This is a genomic window from Psychroflexus curvus (assembly GCF_020164585.1).
In the GTDB taxonomy this organism is placed as follows: domain Bacteria; phylum Bacteroidota; class Bacteroidia; order Flavobacteriales; family Flavobacteriaceae; genus Psychroflexus; species Psychroflexus curvus.
Map to the genome: position 1 here is coordinate 44,312 of NZ_JAIQZF010000004.1, position 22,281 is coordinate 66,592.

Sequence of the window (22,281 nt, forward strand, 5' to 3'; positions counted from 1 at the left end):
TAGTTGAATTTAAGCAATGGAGTTATGAATTGGATTTTATGACTTGAACGATCTCATCTTTTTGCAAAACTCCACTTTGCTTCCACTTCTCTTCTCCATTTTTGAAAACAATCATAGTGGGCACTCCTCTAACTTGATATTTCGCGGCTAACTGCTGGTTTTTATCAACATCTATCTTGATGATTTTAACCGCGTCTCCAAGCTCTTCTTTTACATCTTTGAGAATTGGAGCAAGCATTTTGCAGGGTCCACACCAATCGGCAAAAAAATCGATTAGCACAGGCGTATCACTTTGTATGATTTCACTAAATTTTTGATTCATAATTATATAATTTTGAACATTAGACGTTTGGTAAGTATAATCCTTACATAGATTTAAAACGTTCGTAAGCTGCCTGATTTAAACTCTCTCGGTGGTCTGGATGGGCAATTGAAATCAAGGCCTCAGCTCTTTGCTTTAAGTTTTTACCATAAAGGTTAACAACTCCATACTCAGTAACAATATAATGCACATGAGCTCTTGTTGTTGTCACACCTGCACCTTCCTTGAGGAAAGGAGTGATTTTTGAAATCCCTTTATTGGTAATTGAGGGCATAGCTATAATTGCTTTTCCTCCATCAGATAAGGATGCTCCCCGAATAAAATCCATCTGACCTCCCACTCCAGAAAACTGCATTTTTCCAATAGTATCTGCACAAACCTGACCTGTCAGATCAATTTCGATTGCTGAGTTAATAGCTGTTACTCTTGGATTTCGTCTAATAATTGCTGTATCATTTGTGTAGGCAGCTTCTTTCATATGGACCAAAGGATTATCATCCATAAAGTCATAAAGCTTTTGAGAACCTACAGCAAAACAAGTCACTATTTTTCCTGTTTTGACTTCCTTCTGACTTCCGTTGATGACCCCACTTTCTACTAGCGGCAGGATTCCATCTGAAAACATCTCCGTATGAATTCCAAGGTTTTTGTGACTTCCTAAATTTTGAAGCGCCGCGTTTGGAATGCCTCCAATTCCCATTTGTAAAGTCGCACCATCTTCTACAAGACTAGCCACATTAGCTCCAATTTTGCTTTCCAATTCTGAGACTGGAGCTTGTTCATGACCAAAAATAGGCTCATTCACTTCAACTGCAAAATCCAACTCACTCATGTGAATTATTCCATCTCCATGAGTTCTAGGGACTTGAGGATTGATTTGAGCTATAACAAGTTTTGCCGTCTGAATGGCTGGAATTGTAATATCTACTGAGACACCAAGTGAACAGAAACCATGACTATCTGGAGGTGATACTTGAATAAAAGCAACATCCAAAGGCAAAATAGATCGTCTGAATAACCTGTGGATTTCACTTAAAAAAATAGGGATATAATCTCCATTTCCTTTCCTTAACGAATTTCTTACATTCCCACCTACAAAGACACTGTTTATCTTGAATGCTTTAGAGTAAGGCTCTTCGGAATAAGCAGCCTGACCTTCAGTATGCATATGCATAATTTCAACATTTTCTAAGGACTCATACCTGGAAACTAAAGCATCTATTAATTTTAAAGGTGTCATGGCTGCACCTTGTATAAAAACTCTTTCTCCTGATTTTACTTTTGAAACAGCTTCTTCAGCAGTTACTTTATTAAGTTGATGAATCATATCTTTTGATCTTATTTTGAATTACAAAAATACAGTCTACAACTCAAGAAAACTTGGGCTTAAACAAAGATTTATATGATTTCAATCAGTTTTAAGGAAGGTTTCTAAACAGAAATCAAACCTGTGGCAAAATCCGAAGAAAATAAATCAGTTCTTTTGAATTTGACCCCAAGCCCAGGCTTGAGCCTCCTTGTATGAAGAAAATACTTTATAAGGAACTGGCTGTTTTTGAAGCAGAAAAATCATCTTCAACACCCATTGTATGGTCTTGTTTGGAATAACGTAAGCTGTTCCTAAGCAAAGCTCCTTCATCAAAGTAGTATTTTCTTTTAACCAGTTGGCCTGCAATATCTGATGAGATAGTTTTGGCACAACAGCCTTTGAAGCGTCAAAAACGATAGCCAGTTTCTGTTGTGCAAAGTAACAATCGTCAAGTTCTTTTAAGTGAGCCTTGAAATTAGCATTTGTACTTTTCTCACCAGTAAATGTGACGGTGATGAGAGGAAATGCGGTTTGATTTACTGTGGCGTAAGAAATCGTTTTCAAATTTTTTTCTCAAAATTAAAATAATTTTATACTTCCAGGCTTAAAAACGAATCGTTTTTGGAAGGAAGTTCTGTACTTCCCATCAAATATTCATCTACTTCTCGTGCTGCTTCTCGTCCTTCTGAAATAGCCCAAACTACCAGCGATTGGCCTCTGCGGGCATCACCTGCTGCAAAAATAGACTCAACATTGGTCTGATAATTACTGGCTTCTATAATTCCAGACTGGGTTTGAGAAACACCCAGATGTTCCAAAAGTGAACTTTCAGGCTGAGTAAAACCGATAGCCAGCAAAGCAAGTTCGCAGGGAACCAGTCGCTCTGTGCCTTCTATTTCCTTCATCTGTTGTCTTCCACCTTGGCTGACCCATTCTATATCTACAAGTTTGATATGGGTTAGCTCGCCTTGGTCATTTCCTATAAATTCCTTGGTCAGGATACTCCATCTTCGCTCACCGCCTTCTTCATGGGAAGAAGAGGTTCTCAAAGTCATCGGCCACATTGGCCAGGGATCGTTCTCTCCTCTTTTGCTTTGAGGTTTTGGCATTAGCTCGAGTTGCAAAACAGAGGCCGCTCCTTGTCTGTGAGAGGTACCTATACAGTCTGATCCTGTATCACCGCCACCAATAACCACCACGTTTTTGCCTTCGGCAGTAATTTTGTCGTCAAACTTGATCCCTGCTATTTCCTTGTTCTGAAGACTAAGGAAATCCATTGCATAATGAATACCTTTCAGCTCTCTACCAGGAATAGGTAAGTTTCGTGGCACTGTAGACCCTGTACAAACCACTATGGAATCGAAATCTTCCTTTAGCATATCTGGATTGATGGTCTTACCCACTTCGGCATTGATTTTAAAACGCACACCTTCCTCATCCATAATTTGGGTTCGACGATCTACCACCCATTTTTCAAGTTTAAAGTCTGGAATCCCGTACCTCAGCAAGCCTCCTATTCCGGAATCTCTTTCATAAACTGTCACCCAGTGTCCAGCCTTGTTAAGCTGATCTGCAGCTGCTAATCCTGCGGGACCAGAACCGATTACTGCTACTTTTTTGCCAGTACGTTGTTTGGGTGGATTTGCTTTTATATAACCAAGTTCGTGAGCTTTTTCAGCTATTGATTTTTCTATATGCTCAATAGCAACCGGTGGCTTATTGATCCCTAAAACACAACTGGCTTCGCATGGCGCTGGACAAATTCGTCCTGTGAATTCGGGGAAGTTATTTGTGGAATATAAAATAGAAACCGCATCTTTCCAATTTTCGTCATGAACCGCTTCGTTAAATTCTGGAATGATATTGCCCAGTGGACATCCAGAATGACAAAATGGAACTCCGCAATCCATACATCTGGCAGCTTGTGTTTTGGTCTTTTCTTCAGGGAAGGGTTCAAAGATTTCTTTAAAATCTCCAATTCTATCTTTAGGAGGTCTTGAGTCTGGTAACTCCCTGTCATATTTCAAAAATCCATCATACTGTCCCATTATGCTACTATTTTTTGTTGTTGATCTTTATCTTCTTTCTCTTCTAAAATACGTTTGTAATCGTGAGGTATAATCTTAACAAACTGAGGCTTCAACTCTTCAAAGTGGTCTAATACCTGTTTGGCTTTTTTACTTGCAGTTAATTCAAAATGATATTCAATTAAGGTTTTAAGCTCATCAAAATTTTCTTTGGAAGGTGTTTCTAAACCTACCATTGCTTTGTTGCAGTTAGCCTCAAACGTGTTTTGCTCATCTAGCACGTAAGCAATACCTCCACTCATACCTGCAGCAAAATTTTTACCGGTTTCTCCCAAAATTACAACTTTACCTCCAGTCATGTACTCACAGGCATGATCTCCAACTCCTTCTACAACTGCATTCACACCAGAATTTCTCACTGCAAATCGCTCGCCTGCCATACCGTTGATGTAAGCTGTTCCGGAAGTTGCCCCGTAAAAAGCCACATTTCCTATAATGATATTCTCTTCTGAATTAAATCTAGAGGATTTGGGTGGATAGATGACTAATTTCCCACCAGACAAGCCTTTACCAAAATAATCGTTGGACTCTCCTTCCACTTCAAAAGTGACACCTTTTGCTAAAAAGGAACCGAAACTCTGTCCTGCAGAACCTTTAAATGCATAGTGCAAGGTATCTTCTTTAAATCCCTCGGCTTTGAATTTTTTACTGATTTCATTAGACAAAATAGCACCAGTGGCACGATCTACATTTCTGATTGAATATGATTTCTTCACCTGACTTCCGTTTTCAAAAGCGGGTTTCGCATCTTCTAAGAGCTGCCAGTCCAAAACCTTATCAATTTCGTGATCCTGGTCTATCTGTTTAAATACACCCACTTGTTCTGCGATATGCTCTTGGTATAAAATTGGACTTAAGTCCAGATCTTTTAATTTCCAAAACGGGACATCTTTCCTCACTTTCATCACTTCCGAATGCCCAACCATATCGTTGATCGTTCTAAAACCAAGTTGTGACATAATTTCCCTGAGGTCTTCTGCCAGGAACCTAAAGTAATTGACCACATGGTCTGGATTCCCCGTAAATAGTTTTCTCAATTCTGGATTTTGTGTCGCCACTCCAACCGGGCAGGTATTGGTATGACATTTTCTCATCATGATACAACCTTCCACAATCAAGGCTGCAGTGGAAATTCCCCATTCTTCCGCTCCCAGAAGTGTAGCAATGGCAATATCCCTTCCCGTTCTCAATTGTCCGTCAGCCTGAACTGTAATTCTACTCCTTAAATTATTTTTTACCAGGGTTTGGTGGGCTTCAGAAAGTCCAAGTTCCCAGGGTAATCCTGCGTGGCGAATAGAGCTCAAAGGAGAAGCTCCGGTACCTCCATCTGCACCTGATATCAAAACGACATCTGCGTTGGCTTTAGACACTCCTGCTGCAACAGTTCCTACTCCTGCCTGTGACACTAATTTCACATTGATTCTGGCTTTTCTGTTGGCGTTTTTCAAATCAAAAATAAGTTGGGCCAGATCTTCAATGGAATAAATATCGTGGTGTGGTGGTGGTGAAATCAATCCAACCCCTGGAGTAGAGTGTCTTACTCTTCCAATCCACTCATCCACTTTATGGCCTGGTAACTGACCACCTTCACCAGGTTTGGCTCCCTGAGCCATTTTGATTTGAAGTTCTTCGGCATTGGTGAGGTAATAACTTGTCACCCCAAAACGCCCCGAAGCAACCTGTTTGATAGCAGAGCGCTCCCAGTCACCATTTGGTTTAACTTCAAATCTAACTTCATCTTCTCCTCCTTCCCCACTGTTACTCTTAGCTCCAATTCTATTCATTGCAATGGCTAGGGTTGAGTGTGCTTCATGAGAAATCGAACCAAATGACATGGCTCCTGTCGCGAAACGCTTCATGATATCTTCAGCTGGTTCCACTTCTGAAAGCGAAATTGGCGTTCGTTTTTTAAACTCAAATAGGCCTCTTAAGGTCAGCGAATCCTTCAATTGGTCGTTGACGGTTTTAGCAAACTTTTTATAAAGCGTAAAGTTATCTGTTTGGGTAGAACGCTGGAGTAAATGTATGGTCTCCGGGTTGAAAAGATGCTTTTCGCCCCTTAACTTCCACTGATAAACTCCACCTACTTCCAGACTTTTTTTCACCTCATCATTTTTAGGATAAGCCTTGTGATGTCTTACCAGAACTTCCTGAGCAAGTCCATCAAAATCAATTCCTTCTATTCTTGAAATAGTGCCTTTAAAACATTTTTCAATCACAGTTGTATGCAGGCCTAAAGCTTCAAAAATCTGAGCACCCTGGTAAGATTGAACAGTACTGATTCCCATCTTTGAAAGGATTTTCAAAAGCCCATAACCTATGGCCTGTTGGTAGTTGGCTTCGGCTTCTTCTTTATTAATTTCAGCATCTAATTTACCATCCGCATGGAGATGCTGAATAGACTGAAGCGCTAAGTAAGGATGGACTGCACTGGCTCCGTAACCAATTAGGGTGGCGTAGTGATGCGTTTCTCTTACGTCTCCTGCCTGCACAATAATCCCTGCTTTTGTTCTTAAATTCAGTTTCACAAGATGGTGGTGCACTGCTCCAGTAGAAAGTAAAGATGGAATGGGTGCATGTGTCTTGTTTATATTTTTATCGGAAAGAATGAGAACTTTCTTACCAGATTTCACAGCATCTTCTGCTGCTTTGCAAGCAGCATCAATACCTTTTTCAAGACTTCCAGGATTTCCATCCGCTTCAAATACACAGTTGATAAAAGCATAATCGAAACCTTTGTCTTTTAAGTTTTTGAATTTTTCAATATCAGAGTCCAGCAACACGGGTTGTGAGATGTGAATTTGCTTGGTGTGTAATTCAGATTCGTCCAGGATATTTAAACTTTCTCCAACTCTGGTAAATAAAGACATCACCATTCGCTCTCGAATTGGATCGATGGGTGGATTACTGACTTGTGCAAAAAGTTGCTTAAAGTAATTAGCCACATGCTGGCTTTGTTTACTTAGGATTGCTAGTGGTGTATCTGCTCCCATAGACCCTATTGGCTCGGTTGCTCTCACCGCCATATCGGCCAGAATCACCTTTAATTCTTCGGATGTATAGCCGAAAGCATTCTGCCGAAGTAGAAGTTGTTGACTAGTGAGCTGTTCTTTTTGAAATTCAGGTACGGGCTGCAGCCTCAACTTGATGCGCTGATTGACAATCCATTGCTGATAAGGTTTATCTTTTACAATTTGATTTTTAATCTCATCATCGTAAAGAACTTTATGTTCATTCAAATCTGCCAGAATCATACGGCCTGGCTGTAATCTCCCTTTTTTTATTATTTCTGAAGATTTAACAGGAAGTGCCCCGGCTTCTGAAGAGATAATGAGACGATTGGTAGAAGTAATACAATATCGTGAAGGTCTTAATCCATTCCTGTCCAATGTAGCACCTACTCGCTTACCATCAGTAAAAATTAGTGCTGCAGGGCCATCCCAAGGCTCCATTACCGATGCATGATATTTGTAAAATGCCTTCCGTTCTGGATCAATGGATTTGTTGTCCTGCCATGCTTCTGGCACCAGCATCATCATGACATGCTCTAGTGGACGACCATCCAAAACTAACATTTCTACGAGGCTATCTAAGTTAGCAGAATCTGAATGTTCCGGATTGGTAACTGGTAATAAACGCTGAAGGTCTACTTCTGAAAACACTTTAGATTTAAAATTGGCTTCCTTGGATTTCATCTTGGTCACATTACCACGAATGGTATTGATTTCTCCATTATGAGATATAAAATGGAAAGGCTGAGCCAGTTTCCAATTAGGAAAAGTATTGGTAGAAAACCGGGAATGTATGATCGCAAAAACCGACTTTAAATTTGGGTTTCTTAAGTCGTGAAAGTATTCTCTTAATTGGTTGGTTCTGAGCTGTCCTTTATAAATAATGGTATTTGTGGACATACTACACACATAAAAGGCCTTGTTATTTCCTTTTATGTGTTTTCCAATATGATGAGTCGTGTAATTTCGTAAAACAAAAAGCTTCCGTTCCAGCTCTTCATTAGACATTTTTTGTTTTGGCTGAAATAAGACTTGCTGAATAGAAGGTTCTACAGGTTTTGCTCCCATTCCAGGTACTTTGGAGTCCACGGGAACTGAACGGTAACCTAAAATCTGAATTTCTAACTCTTCAGCATGCTTCTCTAAAACATCTTTACATTGATCTGCAACACTTTGAACTTTTGGAAAAAATAGCATTCCAACACCAATTGGCTTTTCAGAATCAATATCAACTTGAATTTCTTCAGCAATTTCCTTTATAAACTCATCATCGATTTGAATTAGAATACCAGCACCGTCTCCAGTTTCAGGATCTGCTCCAGTTCCACCACGATGCTCCATATTTTCAAGCATCGTCAAAGCATCATCTATAAGCTGATGCTCCTTTTTGCCATCGATATTTATAACGCTTCCTATTCCACAGGCATCGTGTTCGAAGCTACTATCATACATTGAATCTCTCTTCATAACTAACTATTAAACTATTATTCTAAGAATTAACTCCTAAAACTAGTTAATTATATAGAAAGTCATTATCGAATCAAGTATTATTTACTGTTTTTTATGTTAAAATTGAACTTTAACTGAACTTAATCGTTTTCGAAGTTTTAAAGTGAGTAAAAAAATGACAGATGAAGAGTTAATGACACTCCACAGAAGAAGAAACTTGTGTTTGTGCTGGTTTTGGTGAAACGTAAGGAATTCCTAAACCCATGCCTCTTAGGATAAATAAAATCCCAATAACAGCAATCGCCAAAGGTATTAGCCGTTTAGGATTGAATTTCAACACAGAATTAAGCCATTCTTTTGCATAAATAACGACACTCATAAGCGGAATAGTTCCCAGCCCAAAGAAAGCCATGTATAAAGAACTTTCCAACAAGCCTGAAATAGCGATAGATCCAAATACTGCCATGTACACAAGTCCGCAAGGCAGTAAACCATTCAGAAAACCTAGATAGAAGAAGGTGTCGAGCTCTTTCTTTTTCAACGAAGAGCCAAGCTCGGACTTTAGTTTTCCTACCCACTTAAATAGAGGTCTGCTCACATTAAGTTTCCCTAAAACAGATTCAGAGAAGAGAAGAGAAGAAAGCATAATAACTCCTATGATGATAGAAAGTTGCTGCTGAAATCCAAACAAGGCAAAGCTTTCTCCGATGAGCCCAAATACGAGACCAATAAGTGCATAAGTGGTAATTCTTCCTAGATGGTACAGGGTGATCTGGAAAGCTTTGCGCCATGGATTATGACGGTCTACAGGCAACAGGAGAGCAATGGGTCCACACATGCCTACGCAGTGAAAACTACCCAAAAGTCCCAGTATGAAAGCCGTCCACAACATTTAAATTCTTATTTTTTTCTGGATGAAATAGTCTTCGCCTTTATAACTGAACTTAAGGTTAACTTCCCATAATCCATCTTGCATCAAAGATCTTGGCACTACATACTCACCGGCCTCTAAATGAAGCTTTAATGTAAAATCCAAAGCTTTATCTGATGGTCTGTACAAGTAAACCTCTCCCTGTATTTGAGAATAATCAAAATCTGAAGGGAATATAATTTGAACGCCCTGTGAGGCAACCTCCACATTGACCTGGTTATCTAAATCTTCAGCATTTTGAGCAGAATCCAAATCGTCCTGGAAAGTCAACTCCTTTTGATAGTAAGATTCAACCACAAGATCATACTCAAGTTGATCGCTGGACAGCATTTGAACTACCATAACCATGATGAATCCAATGAATACCACAAAGGCAATAACGATAGATGTTCCCCAATTTAATTTCATACTATTATTTATCTAAATGTTCGTGGTCCCATGAAGTTGGTTGTTGCTCTGTCGATAATTCGACCTTTGCTATACACCTCTACTTCAATTTTATTCTTTGAATCATTGAGATGCGAAGGATCGATTTCTATGAAAAAAGTTCCTTTCTGCATCCCTCCTTTCTCGATAGTGAAATACTCTTTTTTGACCATTTTAATTTCTCCTGGCATAGAAGCTAATTTGAAATGGATGCTATCCATAAGGGTATTGGTTTTATTTAAAAGTTTATAAGTGAAAACATTGGATATGTTTCCGTTCTCCTTTTGCTCATAAAGTTGTCCTGGTAACCGAAGCACTTTTGCTTCCACATCACTCCTAATCAATAATAAACCAACAAGCAGGCCAGTAAGGATGACTAAGACTGCAGTGTAACCTTTAAGTCTTGGTGTAAATTTAAATTTAGATTTCTTTTCTATATTTTCTTCACTGGCATAACGAATAAGGCCTTTGGGCAAATCCACACTTTCCATGATGGAATCGCAGGCATCTATACAGGCTGTACAATTCACACATTCCAGCTGAGTACCATTCCTGATATCTATTCCAGTTGGGCAAACGTGAACGCATTGGGAGCAATCAATACAATCTCCAACACCTTCTGCTGCCCTATCTTGATTTTTTCTGAATCTCTGACGTCCCTCTTCGCGTTCTCCGCGCTTATGGTCGTAAGCAACTACTATGGATTTTTTATCTAATAAAGCTCCCTGAAGTCTACCATAAGGACAAGCGATAATGCAGACCTGTTCTCTAAACCAGGCAAAAATAAAATAAAAGACTCCTGTGAAAATCAGAAGTGGAATGAAGGTACCCAAATGACTTGAAGGTCCGTTGGTAATGTATTTAAAAAGTTCATCACTGCTTATAAGGTAAGCAAGAAAGACATTGGCAATTAAAAAAGAAATTATCGCAAAAATTATCCACTTCGTTCCTTTTTTTAAAATTTTGTCTTTGTTCCATGGCGCTTTATCTAAGCGAATCTGTTTGCCGCGATCCCCTTCAATGGCATACTCGATGCGCCTAAAAACCATTTCCATAAATATGGTTTGTGGACAAATCCATCCGCAAAATATCCTGCCAAAAGCAACTGTAAAAAGAGCAATAAACACCACTCCTATGAGCATTGCTATGACAAAAAGATAAAAATCCTGAGGCCAAAAGGGAAAACCAAAAATGTTGAACTTTCGTTCTAATATATTAAAAAGTAAAAATTGGTTTCCATTAATTTTTATAAACGGAGCAGCAAACAAGAAAAGCAGCAAGAAATAGCTGACGTATTTTCTGTATTTGTAGAAAACACCAATAGGTTTTTTGGGGTATACCCAACTTCTTTTGCCTTCTTCATCTAAGGTACCTATGCTATCTCTAAATTTTTCTTGATTATCCACTTATTGACCATTATGAATTACTCCTCAGTTTCTTCTATCCAAATTTCGCCTTCGGGTTCTTTAGGCTCAGCTGGCACAGTGCCTTGCAATGAGAGCACATAACTAGCAACTTGCTGTAATTCTGAAGGCTTGAAATCATTTTTCCAGGAGACCATTCCTTTTCCAGGTCGACCACCTTCAACCAGAGTTTGATATACGTTTTTGATACCACCACCAAGAATCCAGTGTTCATCTGTAAGGTTAGGGCCAATTCCTCCTCCTCCATCAACTTTGTGACAAGCCACACAATTGTTGGCGTATATTTGCTTACCAGCCTCCAGGTCCGAAGGATCTGCCATAAGAGTTACTGTCTCTAAAGTAACCAAATCTTTGGCCGTTTCCTTGTAACGGGCAATATCAATTTCAGCTTGAGCTACTTCGGTCATGTATTCTTCTTCTTGAGTATAACCATCAAATACATGAAATCTTGCCATATAAATAACTGCAAATATGATGCTAGCATAAAAGCTGTAAATCCACCATGGCGGCAATTTATTGTCCAGTTCACGAATGCCGTCATAATTGTGATCTAGTTCAATTTCGCCTTCTTCTTCAACTGGTTTTGACCGCGTTAAAAGTTGAGGAAGGTTTTCATATTTAGCTTTTAGTTTGTCTAACAATTTGTTTTCTGAAGCCAGGAACTTTTCCTGCTTTTCTTCTGAAAGTGATCTGAACAAAGTAAATCGAAGTGCAGCTACAGAAACCTCTATGGCGATAGATACTAAAAATATCATCCCTATAAAAATCAAGGTTTTAGGGTATACCAGAACTGCCAGTTGTCCTGGTTCAGTTTCAAAAAGAAGTTCGACTCCTCCCCAGGCTATGGCTGTTAAAACTATTATTCTGAAAATGGATGCAAGATTTCTCATAATTCGTTATCGTTTTTAGAATCTAATGGAATTTGACTCACCTCTTCCACATAGTCTTTTTTGGCAGTGAACACCCACCAAAAAAGCACTACAAAAAAGAAGAAAAAAATAAGTAGGGAAATAATAGGATAGATCTCTATCCCCTGTATCGTTTCCATATGTCCTTTTATAAATTTCAACATGACTAAAGAATTTAATTGGAAGAAGTTGCTTCTTCGTTAGACTTTATTTTAATATCTGTGCCTAGCCTTTGCAGGTAAGCAATAAGAGCTACAATTTCTCTGTTTTTCATCTCTACAAAATCAAGATTATTTTCCTCTGCATAAGCTTTATCTGCTTCATAAGCTTTTACAAAATCCGGATCGTTATAAAGATTGTTTTGAACCTCGGTTCCCTGAGCCAGCATAGACGCCTGTGCATTTTCGATTTCTTCATCAGAATAAGGAACACCTAAGTCGGCCATGGTTTGCATTTTATCTTCTGTAGAAGATTTATCCAACTCACTTTTAATCAACCACTGGTAGCTTGGCATAATAGAACCCGAAGAGGTGCTTTGCGGATCATACATGTGATTAAAATGCCAGTTGTCTGAATATTTTCCACCAACTCTCAGCAAGTCTGGACCAGTACGTTTACTTCCCCATAAAAAAGGTCTGTCGTAAACAAACTCTCCAGCTTTGGCATATTCTCCGTAGCGTTCTACTTCACTTCTAAAAGGTCTCACCATTTGTGAGTGACATCCCACACATCCTTCTCTGATGTAAAGATCTCGACCTTCCAGCTCAAGAGGCGTGTAAGGTTTTACAGTAGAAATAGTTGGAATGTTAGATTTGACTAATAATGTTGGTATAATTTGAACGATACCACCAATCAAAATAGCTATCGTCGCGAGTATGGTTAATTGAATAGGCTTTCTTTCTAACCAGGTATGGAACTTCTCCCCTCTTTTTCTTTTACCTCCCCGACTTAAAGCTGCAGCTTCTGCTAGTTCATCTTCAACTTTAGAACCAGATTTAGCTGTCCTAATGACGTTATAAATCATTACAAACGTACCGATTATATAAAGGCTGCCACCAATTGCTCTCATCCAATACATCGGCATAATCTCAGTTACAGTCTCTAAAAAGTTACCATAAACCAAACTCCCATCCGGATTGAATTGTTTCCACATAGAGGCTTGCAGAAAACCAGCAACATACATGGGTAAAGCATACATGACTATACCTAAGGTCCCAAGCCAAAAGTGAACGTTAGCCAGACCTACTGAGAATAATCTGGTTTTGAACAGACGTGGAATCAACCAGTAAATCATACCAAAGGTTAGGAATCCATTCCAAGCCAGGGCTCCAACGTGAACGTGAGCTATGATCCAGTCTGTAAAGTGAGCTATGGCATTTACATTTTTAAGTGAGAGCATTGGCCCTTCAAAAGTAGCCATACCATAGCCTGTAATAGCGACAACGAAAAATTTAAGAACAGGATCTGTTCTTACTTTATCCCAGGCCCCACGAAGGGTTAAAAGACCGTTGATCATACCACCCCAGGATGGCATCAATAACATGATAGAAAAGGTCACCCCAAGGTTTTGAGCCCAGTCCGGGAGTGCTGTATAAAGCAGGTGGTGAGGTCCAGCCCAGATGTAAATAAAAATCAAAGACCAAAAATGAATGATCGATAATTTGTAGGAATATACAGGTCGGTTTGCCGCTTTAGGAACAAAATAATACATCAGTCCTAAGAACGGAGTAGTTAAGAAAAACGCAACAGCATTGTGGCCATACCACCATTGTACCAGAGCATCCTGAACTCCTGCGTAAGCCGAATAACTCTTAAATAAATTAACCGGTAAGGCTAAACTATTGAAAATATGAAGAACAGCAACAGTGACGAAAGTTGCCAAATAGAACCATATAGCCACGTATAAATGACGCTGACGTCTTTTCAGAATAGTACCAATAAGGTTCCATCCAAAAACAACCCAAACCACTGCAATCATAATATCGATAGGCCATTCCAATTCAGCATATTCTTTGGAACTCGTAAAGCCAAGTGGTAATGTGATTGCCGCGGCAACAATAATCAACTGCCATCCCCAAAAGTTGACTTTACTTAAAGCATCGCTAAACATCCTTGCTTTTAGTAATCTTTGGGTAGAATAATACACCCCTGCAAAAATAGCATTACCAACAAATGCGAAGATTACAGCGTTGGTGTGTAATGGTCTTAACCGACCAAAACTCAACCAAGAGATACCGTCGGTGACACTTGGAAAAATAAACATAAATGCCAATAAAAGGCCAACAGACATTCCTACAACACCCCAGATGATAGTGGCATAAAGGAAGTTTTTTACGATTTTATTATCGTAATGAAATTGCTGTAACTCCATAGTTATGATTGTTTTTGTTGATTGTTTGAATTTTCTTTTTTCTTTTCATCTTTATCTTTTACTAGCTCATCATCAAAAAGCATCCTGACTGATGGGGTATAATCATCATCGAATTGACCCTTTTTAACTGAAAAAATAAAAAGCCCGAAAAAGATAAGAGCAACAAGGATACTGATGGCGAGAAGTCCGTAAATGACGTTCATGAATTAATTTTTGTCAAAACTACATTTGAATATTTTCTAAAAAAATGATCTTAATCATGTTTCAAAGATTTACTCATTAAGTATTGGTTTGGAAATGTTTCGGGTAGCTAAAGTGGTGAAAATTACAATAGTTATCGAACTCAAAGGCATCAAAATGGCCGCTATGACAGGCTGAAGTTGTCCCGTTAGTGCAAAATATAAGCCTACACTATTGTAAAGAAAAGAGAACAGAAAACTCAGCTTTATGATCTTGATTCCTTTTTTGGAAATATCCACATACCTGTCTAGCTTGTGAAATTCTGAGGCATCCATTATAGCATCACAAGCTGGAGAAAACACGTTAACATTTTCTGAAATGGCAATACCTATATCAGCTTGTTTTAAAGCACCCGCATCATTTAATCCATCACCCACCATGACGACATTTTTATTTTCAGATTGGATTTTCTCTATCAGACGCATTTTAGAATCTGGTTTCTGGTTGAAAAACATCTGAGTAGTTTTTGGCAACATTTTGGTAAGTACTGGTTTTTCCCCTTCATTATCTCCAGAAAGAATAATCAATTTATATTGTGAGTCTAAAGACTCAAATAAAGACTCAACACCCTTTCTGTAAATTGTATCAAATTCGAATTTCCCTAAATAGGTTTCGTCTTTACTGATGTGAACAGCTGTGGATAAACCCGGGTCTTCGACGACATTAGAAACAAATTTAGCCGAACCGAGCTTGTAAGTATGATCGTTATAAGTGGATATTATTCCTTCGCCAAGGTGTTCCTCAAAAGATTCAGAATCTTGAATATTTTGACTGCTCAAAAATGAATAGAGCTCCCTGCTTAAAGGGTGATTGGAATTTCTGAAGGTGTTCTTCAATACCATTTTATCTTCTTCACTCAACGTCAGTCCAGAATAAGAAATATCGCTTTTCTTGTTTGTTGTCAACGTTCCCGTTTTATCAAAAACAAAGACGTCTAGGTCTGCCATTTGTTCCAGGACGTTTGTGTTTTTGAGGTAAAACCCGTTTTTCCCAAAAATCCTAAGTAAGTTTCCCATAGCGAATGGAGTCGCTAAAGCAATAGCGCAGGGACAAGCAATAATGAGAACGGCTGTAAAGACATTTAAAGCCAGGCCCGTATCATAAAAAAGCCAAAATAACAATCCAGAAAAAGCAATTGTAAGGACTGCAATCGTGAATTTTTTACTGATTTTATCTATCAGACTTTGAAATTTAGGATTGTAATCTTTTTGAAACACATCATTACTCCACAATTGAGTCAAGTAACTTTGTTCCACAGACTTTTCTGCTATAATTTCAATGGCACTACCTCGCTGTTTACCACCAGCGTAAACTTTATCTCCAGATACTTTTTTAACGAGCTTGGCCTCACCAGTGACGAAACTATAATCAATTTCTGCAGATGCAGACATTAAAATACCATCAACTGGGAGTAATTCCTGATTCCTAATCAGGAGTTTATCACCTCTTTCAATTTCATAAACCTGAATGTTTTCTTCTTTTCCTACTGCACCTGAGGTTCCTAGAGGTTCAGACGGGTTTATTTTCGTTACTGCTATGGGGAAATAGGATTTATAGTCCCTTTCGAAAGACATGGATTTATAGGTCTTTTGCTGAACGATTTTACCTAACAGAAGGAAGAATACCAGGCCCGTAAGACTGTCAAAAAAACCAGACCCTAAATTAAAAATAATATCAACAGTACTTCTCACAAATAAGACTGAAATCCCTAAAGCAATAGGAATATCGATATTCAGAATTTTACTTCTGAGACCCTTGACAGCAGATTTAAAATAATCACGACCAGCATAAAAGACCACCGGCAAGCTAAAGAAGAACATGAGCCATCTAAAAACAGGCTTGTACTGCTCCAGCCAATATTCTGAAACCTCAAAATATTCAGGAAAACTTAAAAACATCACGTTACCAAAAGCAAAGCCAGCAACACCAATTTTATAAATCAGACTTCTATCTGTACTTTTTGTTGTCTGATTGTAATTTTCCAGACTTATGTATGGCTCATAACCAATTCTGGACATTAGCTCTACAAGTGATTTCAGGGAGAACTCTTCTGTCTTATAAGTTATACTGACTTTCTTTTTAGGAAAATCAACCTGTGAGGATACTACGTGCTGGTTTAATTTATGAAGATTTTCTAATATCCAGATACAAGAACTACAATGAATATGTGGAATATGAAGCGAAACAATTTCAGTGGAATCTTCTTGAAAATCTATTAATTTTTCAACGATTTCCGGCTTATCAAGATAATCGTATTTTCCGTCAATGTCAATTGGAGTAGCTCCTGGATTTTGTTCAAAATCATAGTAACAGGTCAAATCATTTTCAGAAAAGATTTCAAAAACGGTTTTACAACCATTGCAACAAAACAATTTGTCATCGTGATGAATTTTGGTTCTTGCGCAATCGTCACCACAGTGAAAACACTTATCTATCGACATGAAATTAAATTAATTAGGCAAAAATACTCAAACTTGACAGCGACAAAAAATGATAAAACTCAGTTCTAGTGTTATTGGATAAATAAGTTTATATCTTTGTAGGTGTATAAAGAAATAACCATGAAGTTTTTTTTAATGCTATTTATGAGTCTGGTATCTGCGGTATCGAGTTTTAGTCAAACCTGGCTGGATGACTCATGTCCTATTGAAAAAAAGATTTCAAATGAAGAATACACCTCTGCAAATCCAAATAATCTACTCACTCTAATCATAGACCAGGAAGGTAAGTTATTGATGAAGGGCAAGAGAAAAGAAGGGATGTCTGAGATACAATTTAAAGAAACTGTTTATGATTTTTTGACAAATCCATCTAAGGACAAATCCAAAGCAGATTCACCAAAACAGGCTATTATAGCTTTAGGTTCTTATGGAAAACACGACTCTTATGATCTTATTTTAAAGTATGTAAGGGAGGTGTATTTATACGCATGGGACACAGCATCACAAGAAAAATATGAAACTATTTATATAAATCTGGATTGTAAAAAGAGAAAAAAAGTAAGAACTAAAGATTTTCCTTATAATATTTTAGAATTGGATTCTGAGAAAGAAGATAAAAAACCTGGATCTGCTCCGGGGGTTCCACCCTTTTCTGCGGATGTAATTGATAATTAAATTTTTAAATCTACACTTTCAAAAACATGACTTCTTTCAGAATGAATTTCCAGATGAAGCGATATGTGATCCTTTAATTTGACAAGTTGTAATTCACCATCTTTTACGCGTTCAAAACCGCCCTGATCAAAATCACCTAACTTTCCGAAAATAACTTTTTGATTTTGTAAACTTTGATTTTTGGATTGTATTTCTTTAAACCTAGATGGAATTTGTAGATAAATCTCCTCTTTGTAATCAATTGATTTTGAATCTTTAAATTGAATAAAAATCACTTGGAAATCAACGTCTTCTTCAAAAGAAATTTCTGAGATACCCTCAGAATCTTCGCTTATAAATAATTTTGTTTCTTTTAAAACCTGAACTTCACAATCCCCATCATTCGGACAGTCTTGAAGAAGTGGTAAATCAGTTTGGGTGGTTTTGCAAGCCACAAGCAATAAAAGGAGCACTAGGCTTTGGAATTTCATCATCATCTACTTCATTTTTTTGCAAATTAAAGCATACTAAATACACGGAAATATCATGTAAAGAATTATTTATAACTTTATGGGGATGAATGTCTTCAATAATAACTTTTGTTTAACTTAAAACATAATTCATTAAACAATTAAATATCTATTTTTGAATTATGATATACGAGATTAATACCCGACAAAAATTACCTATTTCTAAAAGAAAGGCCTGGGATTTTTTGTCCGACCCAAAAAACCTTCAAGAAATCATGCCTGACGATATGGGTTTCGAAATCCTATCAGGTGCAGACAGAAAAATGTTTACTGGACAATTATTGCAATATAATGTCACTCCATTCCCTGGTTTTAATACCAAATGGGTAACAGAGATTACACATGTCGAAGAACCGAATTATTTTGTAGACATTCAACTCTACGGTCCTTATGCCTTATGGCATCATAAACATTTTATCCACGAAATTAAAGGAGGTGTTGAGGTAGAAGATTTAGTTCATTACAAAATTCCGTTTGGAGGTTTAGGAAGATTGATGCATCCACTTATAGTCAAACCAAAATTGAATAAAATTTTTAAAGCCAGAGAGGCTAAAATGATCGAAAAATTCGGTCAATTCGAAAATCAAAATAAATAATAAAAATATGAAAAAGAATATTTTACTTATTGGAGGATCCAAAGGCATAGGTTTGGAAATTGTAAAAGAAATGAGTCCAAATCATAATCTAATTGTAGCATCACGGTCAGATGAGAATCTATCTGAATATGATGTGACGTATCACAAGTTTGATGCACTTACGGATGATATCTCAGAATTGGATTTGCCGGACACCCTAGACGGGTTGGTATATTGTCCCGGGAGCATCAACTTGAAGCCTTTTAAAATGATGAAACCAAAAGTTTTTGAAGAAGATTTCCAGCTTAATTTTATGAGTCTGGTAAAAACAACTCATGGTGTCCTTTCAAAACTCAAAAACTCCAAGCAGGCGAGCATAGTCTATTTCAGCACCGTTGCTGTACAAACAGGTATGCCATTTCATACCAGTGTTGCAGCAGCCAAAGGAGCCATTGAAGGATTTGCAAGATCACTTGCAGCTGAATATGCACCATCCTTTAGAGTAAATGTAATTGCACCTTCACTGGTAAATTCTCAGCTTGCCGGTAAACTCTTAGGCAATGATAAGAAAAAAGAAAAAATGGATGAGAGACACCCTCTAAAACGAGTAGGTGAACCTTCTGATATTGGAAAAATAGCCAGCTTCTTATTATCTGACGATTCTACATGGATAACAGGTCAAGTTCTTGGAGTTGATGGTGGTATGGGAAGCCTCAATGTAAGTTAGATTTTACCTGATTTTTTTTAAAATCTTCTTGCGAGACACTTATCTTGCAGGAAGATTTTAAGTATTGTAAAGATTAAAAAGTTAAGCATCATGAGTGATAAAGTGAGAGTATTCTGGTTCAGAAGAGATATGCGTTTCGAAGATAATGTAGGTTTATACCATGCCTTATCCGGAGATTTCCCAGTTCTTCCTCTTTTTATATTCGATAAACATATTTTGGATGAACTTCCTAAAGATGATGCGCGAGTCACATTCATTCATGATGAATTACAAAAAATGCGGTCTTATCTTCAAGACAACTATAATTCTTCCATAGCTACCTATCACGACACTCCTGAAAACGCTTTCAAACAACTGATTGAAGATTTCGATATTGAAGCTGTTTATACCAACAGGGATTACGAGCCTTATGCTTATAAACGTGATGCCAGCATCAATGCGCAGTTAGCTAAAAACGGAATTGAATTCCACGATTTTAAAGACCAGGTCATTTTTGAAAAAACTGAAGTGGAGAAGAATGATGGAGGCATGTATCTGGTATTTACCCCTTACATGAAGCAATGGAAAAAAGAGTTTGAAGCTGTCGATTTCAAAACCTATCCTTCTGAAGACTTACTCGATAACACCTATAAAAATTTGAGACTGCCTAATGTTTCATTATCTGATATGGGCTTTGAAACATCTTCCATAAAGGTTCCAGAATATAACTTGGACAAAGATTTGCTTGAAAACTACGAAGACACTCGAAATATTCCTTCAAAAGAAGGAACTTCAAGACTAAGTCCATATTTGAGATTTGGAACTGTTGGCTATAGAAAAGTTGTAAAAAAAGCATTATCAGTGAAAAACGAAACCTTTCTGAATGAATTGATCTGGAGAGAATTTTACAAAGCAATTCTTCACAATTATCCAGAAACTCAGGACAGATCTTTCAAGCCTAAATATGACCGGATTCAATGGAGGAATAACGAAGATGAATTCGAAAAGTGGAAAAAAGGACAAACCGGATACCCTATCGTAGATGCAGGTATGCGCCAACTCAATGAAACTGGCTGGATGCATAACCGACTCAGAATGGTTGTTGGAAGTTTTTTGTGTAAGCATTTGTTGATTGACTGGCGCTGGGGCGAAGCCTACTTTGCAGAAAAACTTCTCGATTATGAAATGTCATCCAATGTAGGTGGCTGGCAATGGGTTGCAGGCTCTGGTGTGGACGCGGCGCCTTACTTCAGAGTATTTAACCCTTACTCGCAGACCGATAGATTTGATAAAGATAAAACATACATCAAAAAATGGGTTCCTGAATTGGATACCAGCAACTATCCAGAACCCATGGTAGAACATAAAGAAGCGAGAGAGCGCTGTTTAGAAACCTATAAAGAAGCTGTCAAAAATTAACAGATCAATTAAATTGATGATGGTGAATGTCGTATGGTTAAAAAGGGATTTGAGATTACACGACCACGCGCCATTATATGAAGCTTTACAAAAAAGACAGCCTGTTCTTTTGCTTTATCTGTTTGAGCCCATTCTTCTAGACGATGCTCATTACAGCAGGCGTCATTTTAGATTCATCAAGGAATCATTGCAGGAATTACAGCAAGACTTAGCAGCATATCAAACACAGGTTTTAGTGATAAAGTCTTCTGCTGAAGAAGCTTTCAAAAAAATCCATTCCCAGTTTAAAATCAAAACTGTTTACTCTCATCAGGAAACGGGTATACATATTACCTTTCAGAGAGATAAGCAAATAAAGCGTCAATTTACTTCTGAAGGCATTCAGTGGAAAGAATTCATTACAAACGGAGTTATTCGGGGGTTAAAAAACAGAAAAACCTGGGTGAATTCCTGGGAGAATTTCATGAATCAAGACCCGGTTCCATTTTCAGCAAGCCAGGGGCAGTTTGTAGATTCTAAAACCATTCAAAGACTACAAGCTCATTTTGAAAACCTAAGCCTATCAGTAGAAAGAGATACGAATTTTCAAAAAGGAGGTCGCAAAACAGCCCTGCGTTATCTGAATAGCTTTTTGAAAGATCGCTATCCTGACTATCAAAATCATATTTCAAAACCGCTATTAGCCAGAAAATCCTGCAGCCGATTGTCACCATATATCGCTTGGGGAAATTTATCGATGAAAGAAGTGATTCATGCTTCTATGCAACTTGAAGACAAAACCAAACACAAACAAGCCTTGAGTCAGTTTCAATCTAGATTAAGATGGCAGGCCCATTTTATTCAGAAATTTGAAATGGAGTATAAAGCTGAGTTCCAAAACTTCAACTCTGCTTTTAATGTATTAAAACACGGGAAAAACAATGAATTAATCAAAGCCTGGAAAGAAGGTCAGACCGGTTTTCCGCTTGTGGATGCCAGCATGCGCTGCCTAACTCAAACCGGCTATCTCAACTTTAGAATGAGAGCGCTTTTAGTTTCTTTTTTCACACATTTACTATGGCAAAAATGGCAGGACGCTTCAGAGCATCTGGCAAGTTTATTTTTAGATTTTGAACCTGGTATTCATTTTCCTCAGCTGCAAATGCAGGCAGGCACCACTGGTATTCACACCTTACGAATCTACAACCCCGTCAAAAACTCTTATAAACACGATGCTGAAGGTGATTTTATTTTGAATTACATTCCTGAATTAAATTCAATTCCAAAAGAGTTTGTTCATGAGCCCTGGAAACTAACCAGCATGGAACAGGACATGTATGGCTTCCAGCTTGGAGATGATTATCCAAAACCCATTATCGACTTGGAAGCCTCTCGTCAATTTGCCTCAGATTCTATCTGGAAAATCATTCAATCTGAAAGGTCTAAAGTTGAAGGCAAAAAAATTTTAAAAAGGCATACCATTAGAGGAGGGCGCTAAA

At 37.9% G+C, this 22,281-nt stretch carries 19 protein-coding genes; 5 read left to right on the forward strand and 14 right to left on the reverse strand.

What is annotated here, in order from left to right:
• Window positions 1-22: 22 nt before the first annotated feature.
• The 13 genes from trxA to LB450_RS06760 all read right to left on the reverse strand — a co-directional run bounded on the left by trxA (window position 23) and on the right by LB450_RS06760 (window position 16,919).
• Window positions 23-400 (reverse strand): thioredoxin, encoded by a 378-nt coding sequence (trxA, locus tag LB450_RS06700; protein WP_322962765.1) that lies wholly within the window; start codon window positions 398-400, stop codon window positions 23-25.
• Window positions 366-1,649, reverse strand: a complete 1,284-nt coding sequence (locus tag LB450_RS06705; RefSeq protein ID WP_224487100.1) for an acetyl-CoA hydrolase/transferase family protein — start codon at window positions 1,647-1,649, stop codon at window positions 366-368. Before LB450_RS06705 ends, trxA begins: the two co-directional genes overlap by 35 nt.
• A gap of 147 nt (window positions 1,650-1,796) precedes the next feature.
• On the reverse strand, window positions 1,797-2,195 hold the full coding sequence (locus LB450_RS06710; RefSeq protein WP_224487101.1) for an STAS/SEC14 domain-containing protein: 399 nt from the start codon (window positions 2,193-2,195) through the stop codon (window positions 1,797-1,799).
• Between the two features lie 26 nt (window positions 2,196-2,221).
• Window positions 2,222-3,679, reverse strand: a complete 1,458-nt coding sequence (locus tag LB450_RS06715; RefSeq protein ID WP_224487102.1) for a glutamate synthase subunit beta — start codon at window positions 3,677-3,679, stop codon at window positions 2,222-2,224.
• Complete coding sequence (gltB, locus tag LB450_RS06720) at window positions 3,679-8,196, reverse strand: glutamate synthase large subunit (RefSeq protein WP_224487103.1); 4,518 nt, start codon at window positions 8,194-8,196, stop codon at window positions 3,679-3,681. Before gltB ends, LB450_RS06715 begins: the two co-directional genes overlap by 1 nt.
• A gap of 172 nt (window positions 8,197-8,368) precedes the next feature.
• Window positions 8,369-9,070, reverse strand: coding sequence for a sulfite exporter TauE/SafE family protein (locus LB450_RS06725; RefSeq protein WP_224487104.1), 702 nt, complete (start codon window positions 9,068-9,070; stop codon window positions 8,369-8,371).
• A complete protein-coding gene (locus LB450_RS06730; protein WP_224487105.1) occupies window positions 9,071-9,517 on the reverse strand; it encodes a FixH family protein in 447 nt (148 codons plus the stop codon).
• An 8-nt stretch (window positions 9,518-9,525) separates the two neighbouring features.
• The gene (gene ccoG, locus LB450_RS06735; RefSeq protein WP_224487106.1) at window positions 9,526-10,941 is read right to left on the reverse strand and encodes a cytochrome c oxidase accessory protein CcoG; all 1,416 of its coding nucleotides are present in this window, start codon (window positions 10,939-10,941) and stop codon (window positions 9,526-9,528) included.
• A 17-nt stretch (window positions 10,942-10,958) separates the two neighbouring features.
• Window positions 10,959-11,849, reverse strand: a complete 891-nt coding sequence (locus LB450_RS06740) for a cbb3-type cytochrome c oxidase N-terminal domain-containing protein (RefSeq protein WP_224487107.1) — start codon at window positions 11,847-11,849, stop codon at window positions 10,959-10,961.
• Window positions 11,846-12,031 carry a CcoQ/FixQ family Cbb3-type cytochrome c oxidase assembly chaperone gene (locus tag LB450_RS06745; protein ID WP_224487108.1) on the reverse strand — a complete coding sequence of 62 codons (186 nt, stop codon included), beginning with the start codon at window positions 12,029-12,031 and terminating at the stop codon, window positions 11,846-11,848. The genes LB450_RS06740 and LB450_RS06745 overlap by 4 nt, the downstream gene beginning before the upstream one ends.
• 11 nt (window positions 12,032-12,042) lie before the next feature.
• Window positions 12,043-14,238, reverse strand: a complete 2,196-nt coding sequence (ccoN, locus tag LB450_RS06750; protein WP_224487109.1) for a cytochrome-c oxidase, cbb3-type subunit I — start codon at window positions 14,236-14,238, stop codon at window positions 12,043-12,045.
• A gap of 2 nt (window positions 14,239-14,240) precedes the next feature.
• Window positions 14,241-14,441 carry a cbb3-type cytochrome oxidase assembly protein CcoS gene (gene ccoS / locus LB450_RS06755; protein ID WP_224487110.1) on the reverse strand — a complete coding sequence of 67 codons (201 nt, stop codon included), beginning with the start codon at window positions 14,439-14,441 and terminating at the stop codon, window positions 14,241-14,243.
• A gap of 69 nt (window positions 14,442-14,510) precedes the next feature.
• Entirely contained in the window at window positions 14,511-16,919 is a 2,409-nt protein-coding gene (locus tag LB450_RS06760) for a heavy metal translocating P-type ATPase (RefSeq protein ID WP_224487111.1), read from the reverse strand.
• Between the two features lie 120 nt (window positions 16,920-17,039).
• On the opposite strand from LB450_RS06760, the gene LB450_RS06765 reads away from it, so the two are divergent.
• Complete coding sequence (locus LB450_RS06765) at window positions 17,040-17,594, forward strand: hypothetical protein (protein WP_224487112.1); 555 nt, start codon at window positions 17,040-17,042, stop codon at window positions 17,592-17,594.
• On the opposite strand, the gene LB450_RS06770 is transcribed toward LB450_RS06765, so the two are convergent.
• The gene (locus LB450_RS06770) at window positions 17,591-18,070 is read right to left on the reverse strand and encodes a hypothetical protein (protein ID WP_224487113.1); all 480 of its coding nucleotides are present in this window, start codon (window positions 18,068-18,070) and stop codon (window positions 17,591-17,593) included. The genes LB450_RS06765 and LB450_RS06770 overlap by 4 nt on opposite strands.
• 155 nt (window positions 18,071-18,225) lie before the next feature.
• On the opposite strand from LB450_RS06770, the gene LB450_RS06775 reads away from it, so the two are divergent.
• The 4 genes from LB450_RS06775 to LB450_RS06790 all read left to right on the forward strand — a co-directional run bounded on the left by LB450_RS06775 (window position 18,226) and on the right by LB450_RS06790 (window position 22,280).
• The gene (locus LB450_RS06775; protein ID WP_224487114.1) at window positions 18,226-18,699 is read left to right on the forward strand and encodes an SRPBCC family protein; all 474 of its coding nucleotides are present in this window, start codon (window positions 18,226-18,228) and stop codon (window positions 18,697-18,699) included.
• Between the two features lie 7 nt (window positions 18,700-18,706).
• A complete protein-coding gene (locus LB450_RS06780; RefSeq protein WP_224487115.1) occupies window positions 18,707-19,405 on the forward strand; it encodes an SDR family NAD(P)-dependent oxidoreductase in 699 nt (232 codons plus the stop codon).
• Window positions 19,406-19,495: 90 nt separating this feature from the next.
• Window positions 19,496-20,803 carry a cryptochrome/photolyase family protein gene (locus LB450_RS06785; RefSeq protein WP_224487116.1) on the forward strand — a complete coding sequence of 436 codons (1,308 nt, stop codon included), beginning with the start codon at window positions 19,496-19,498 and terminating at the stop codon, window positions 20,801-20,803.
• Window positions 20,804-20,822: 19 nt separating this feature from the next.
• Window positions 20,823-22,280 carry an FAD-binding domain-containing protein gene (locus tag LB450_RS06790; RefSeq protein WP_224487466.1) on the forward strand — a complete coding sequence of 486 codons (1,458 nt, stop codon included), beginning with the start codon at window positions 20,823-20,825 and terminating at the stop codon, window positions 22,278-22,280.
• The last annotated feature ends 1 nt before the right edge of the window (window position 22,281 follow it).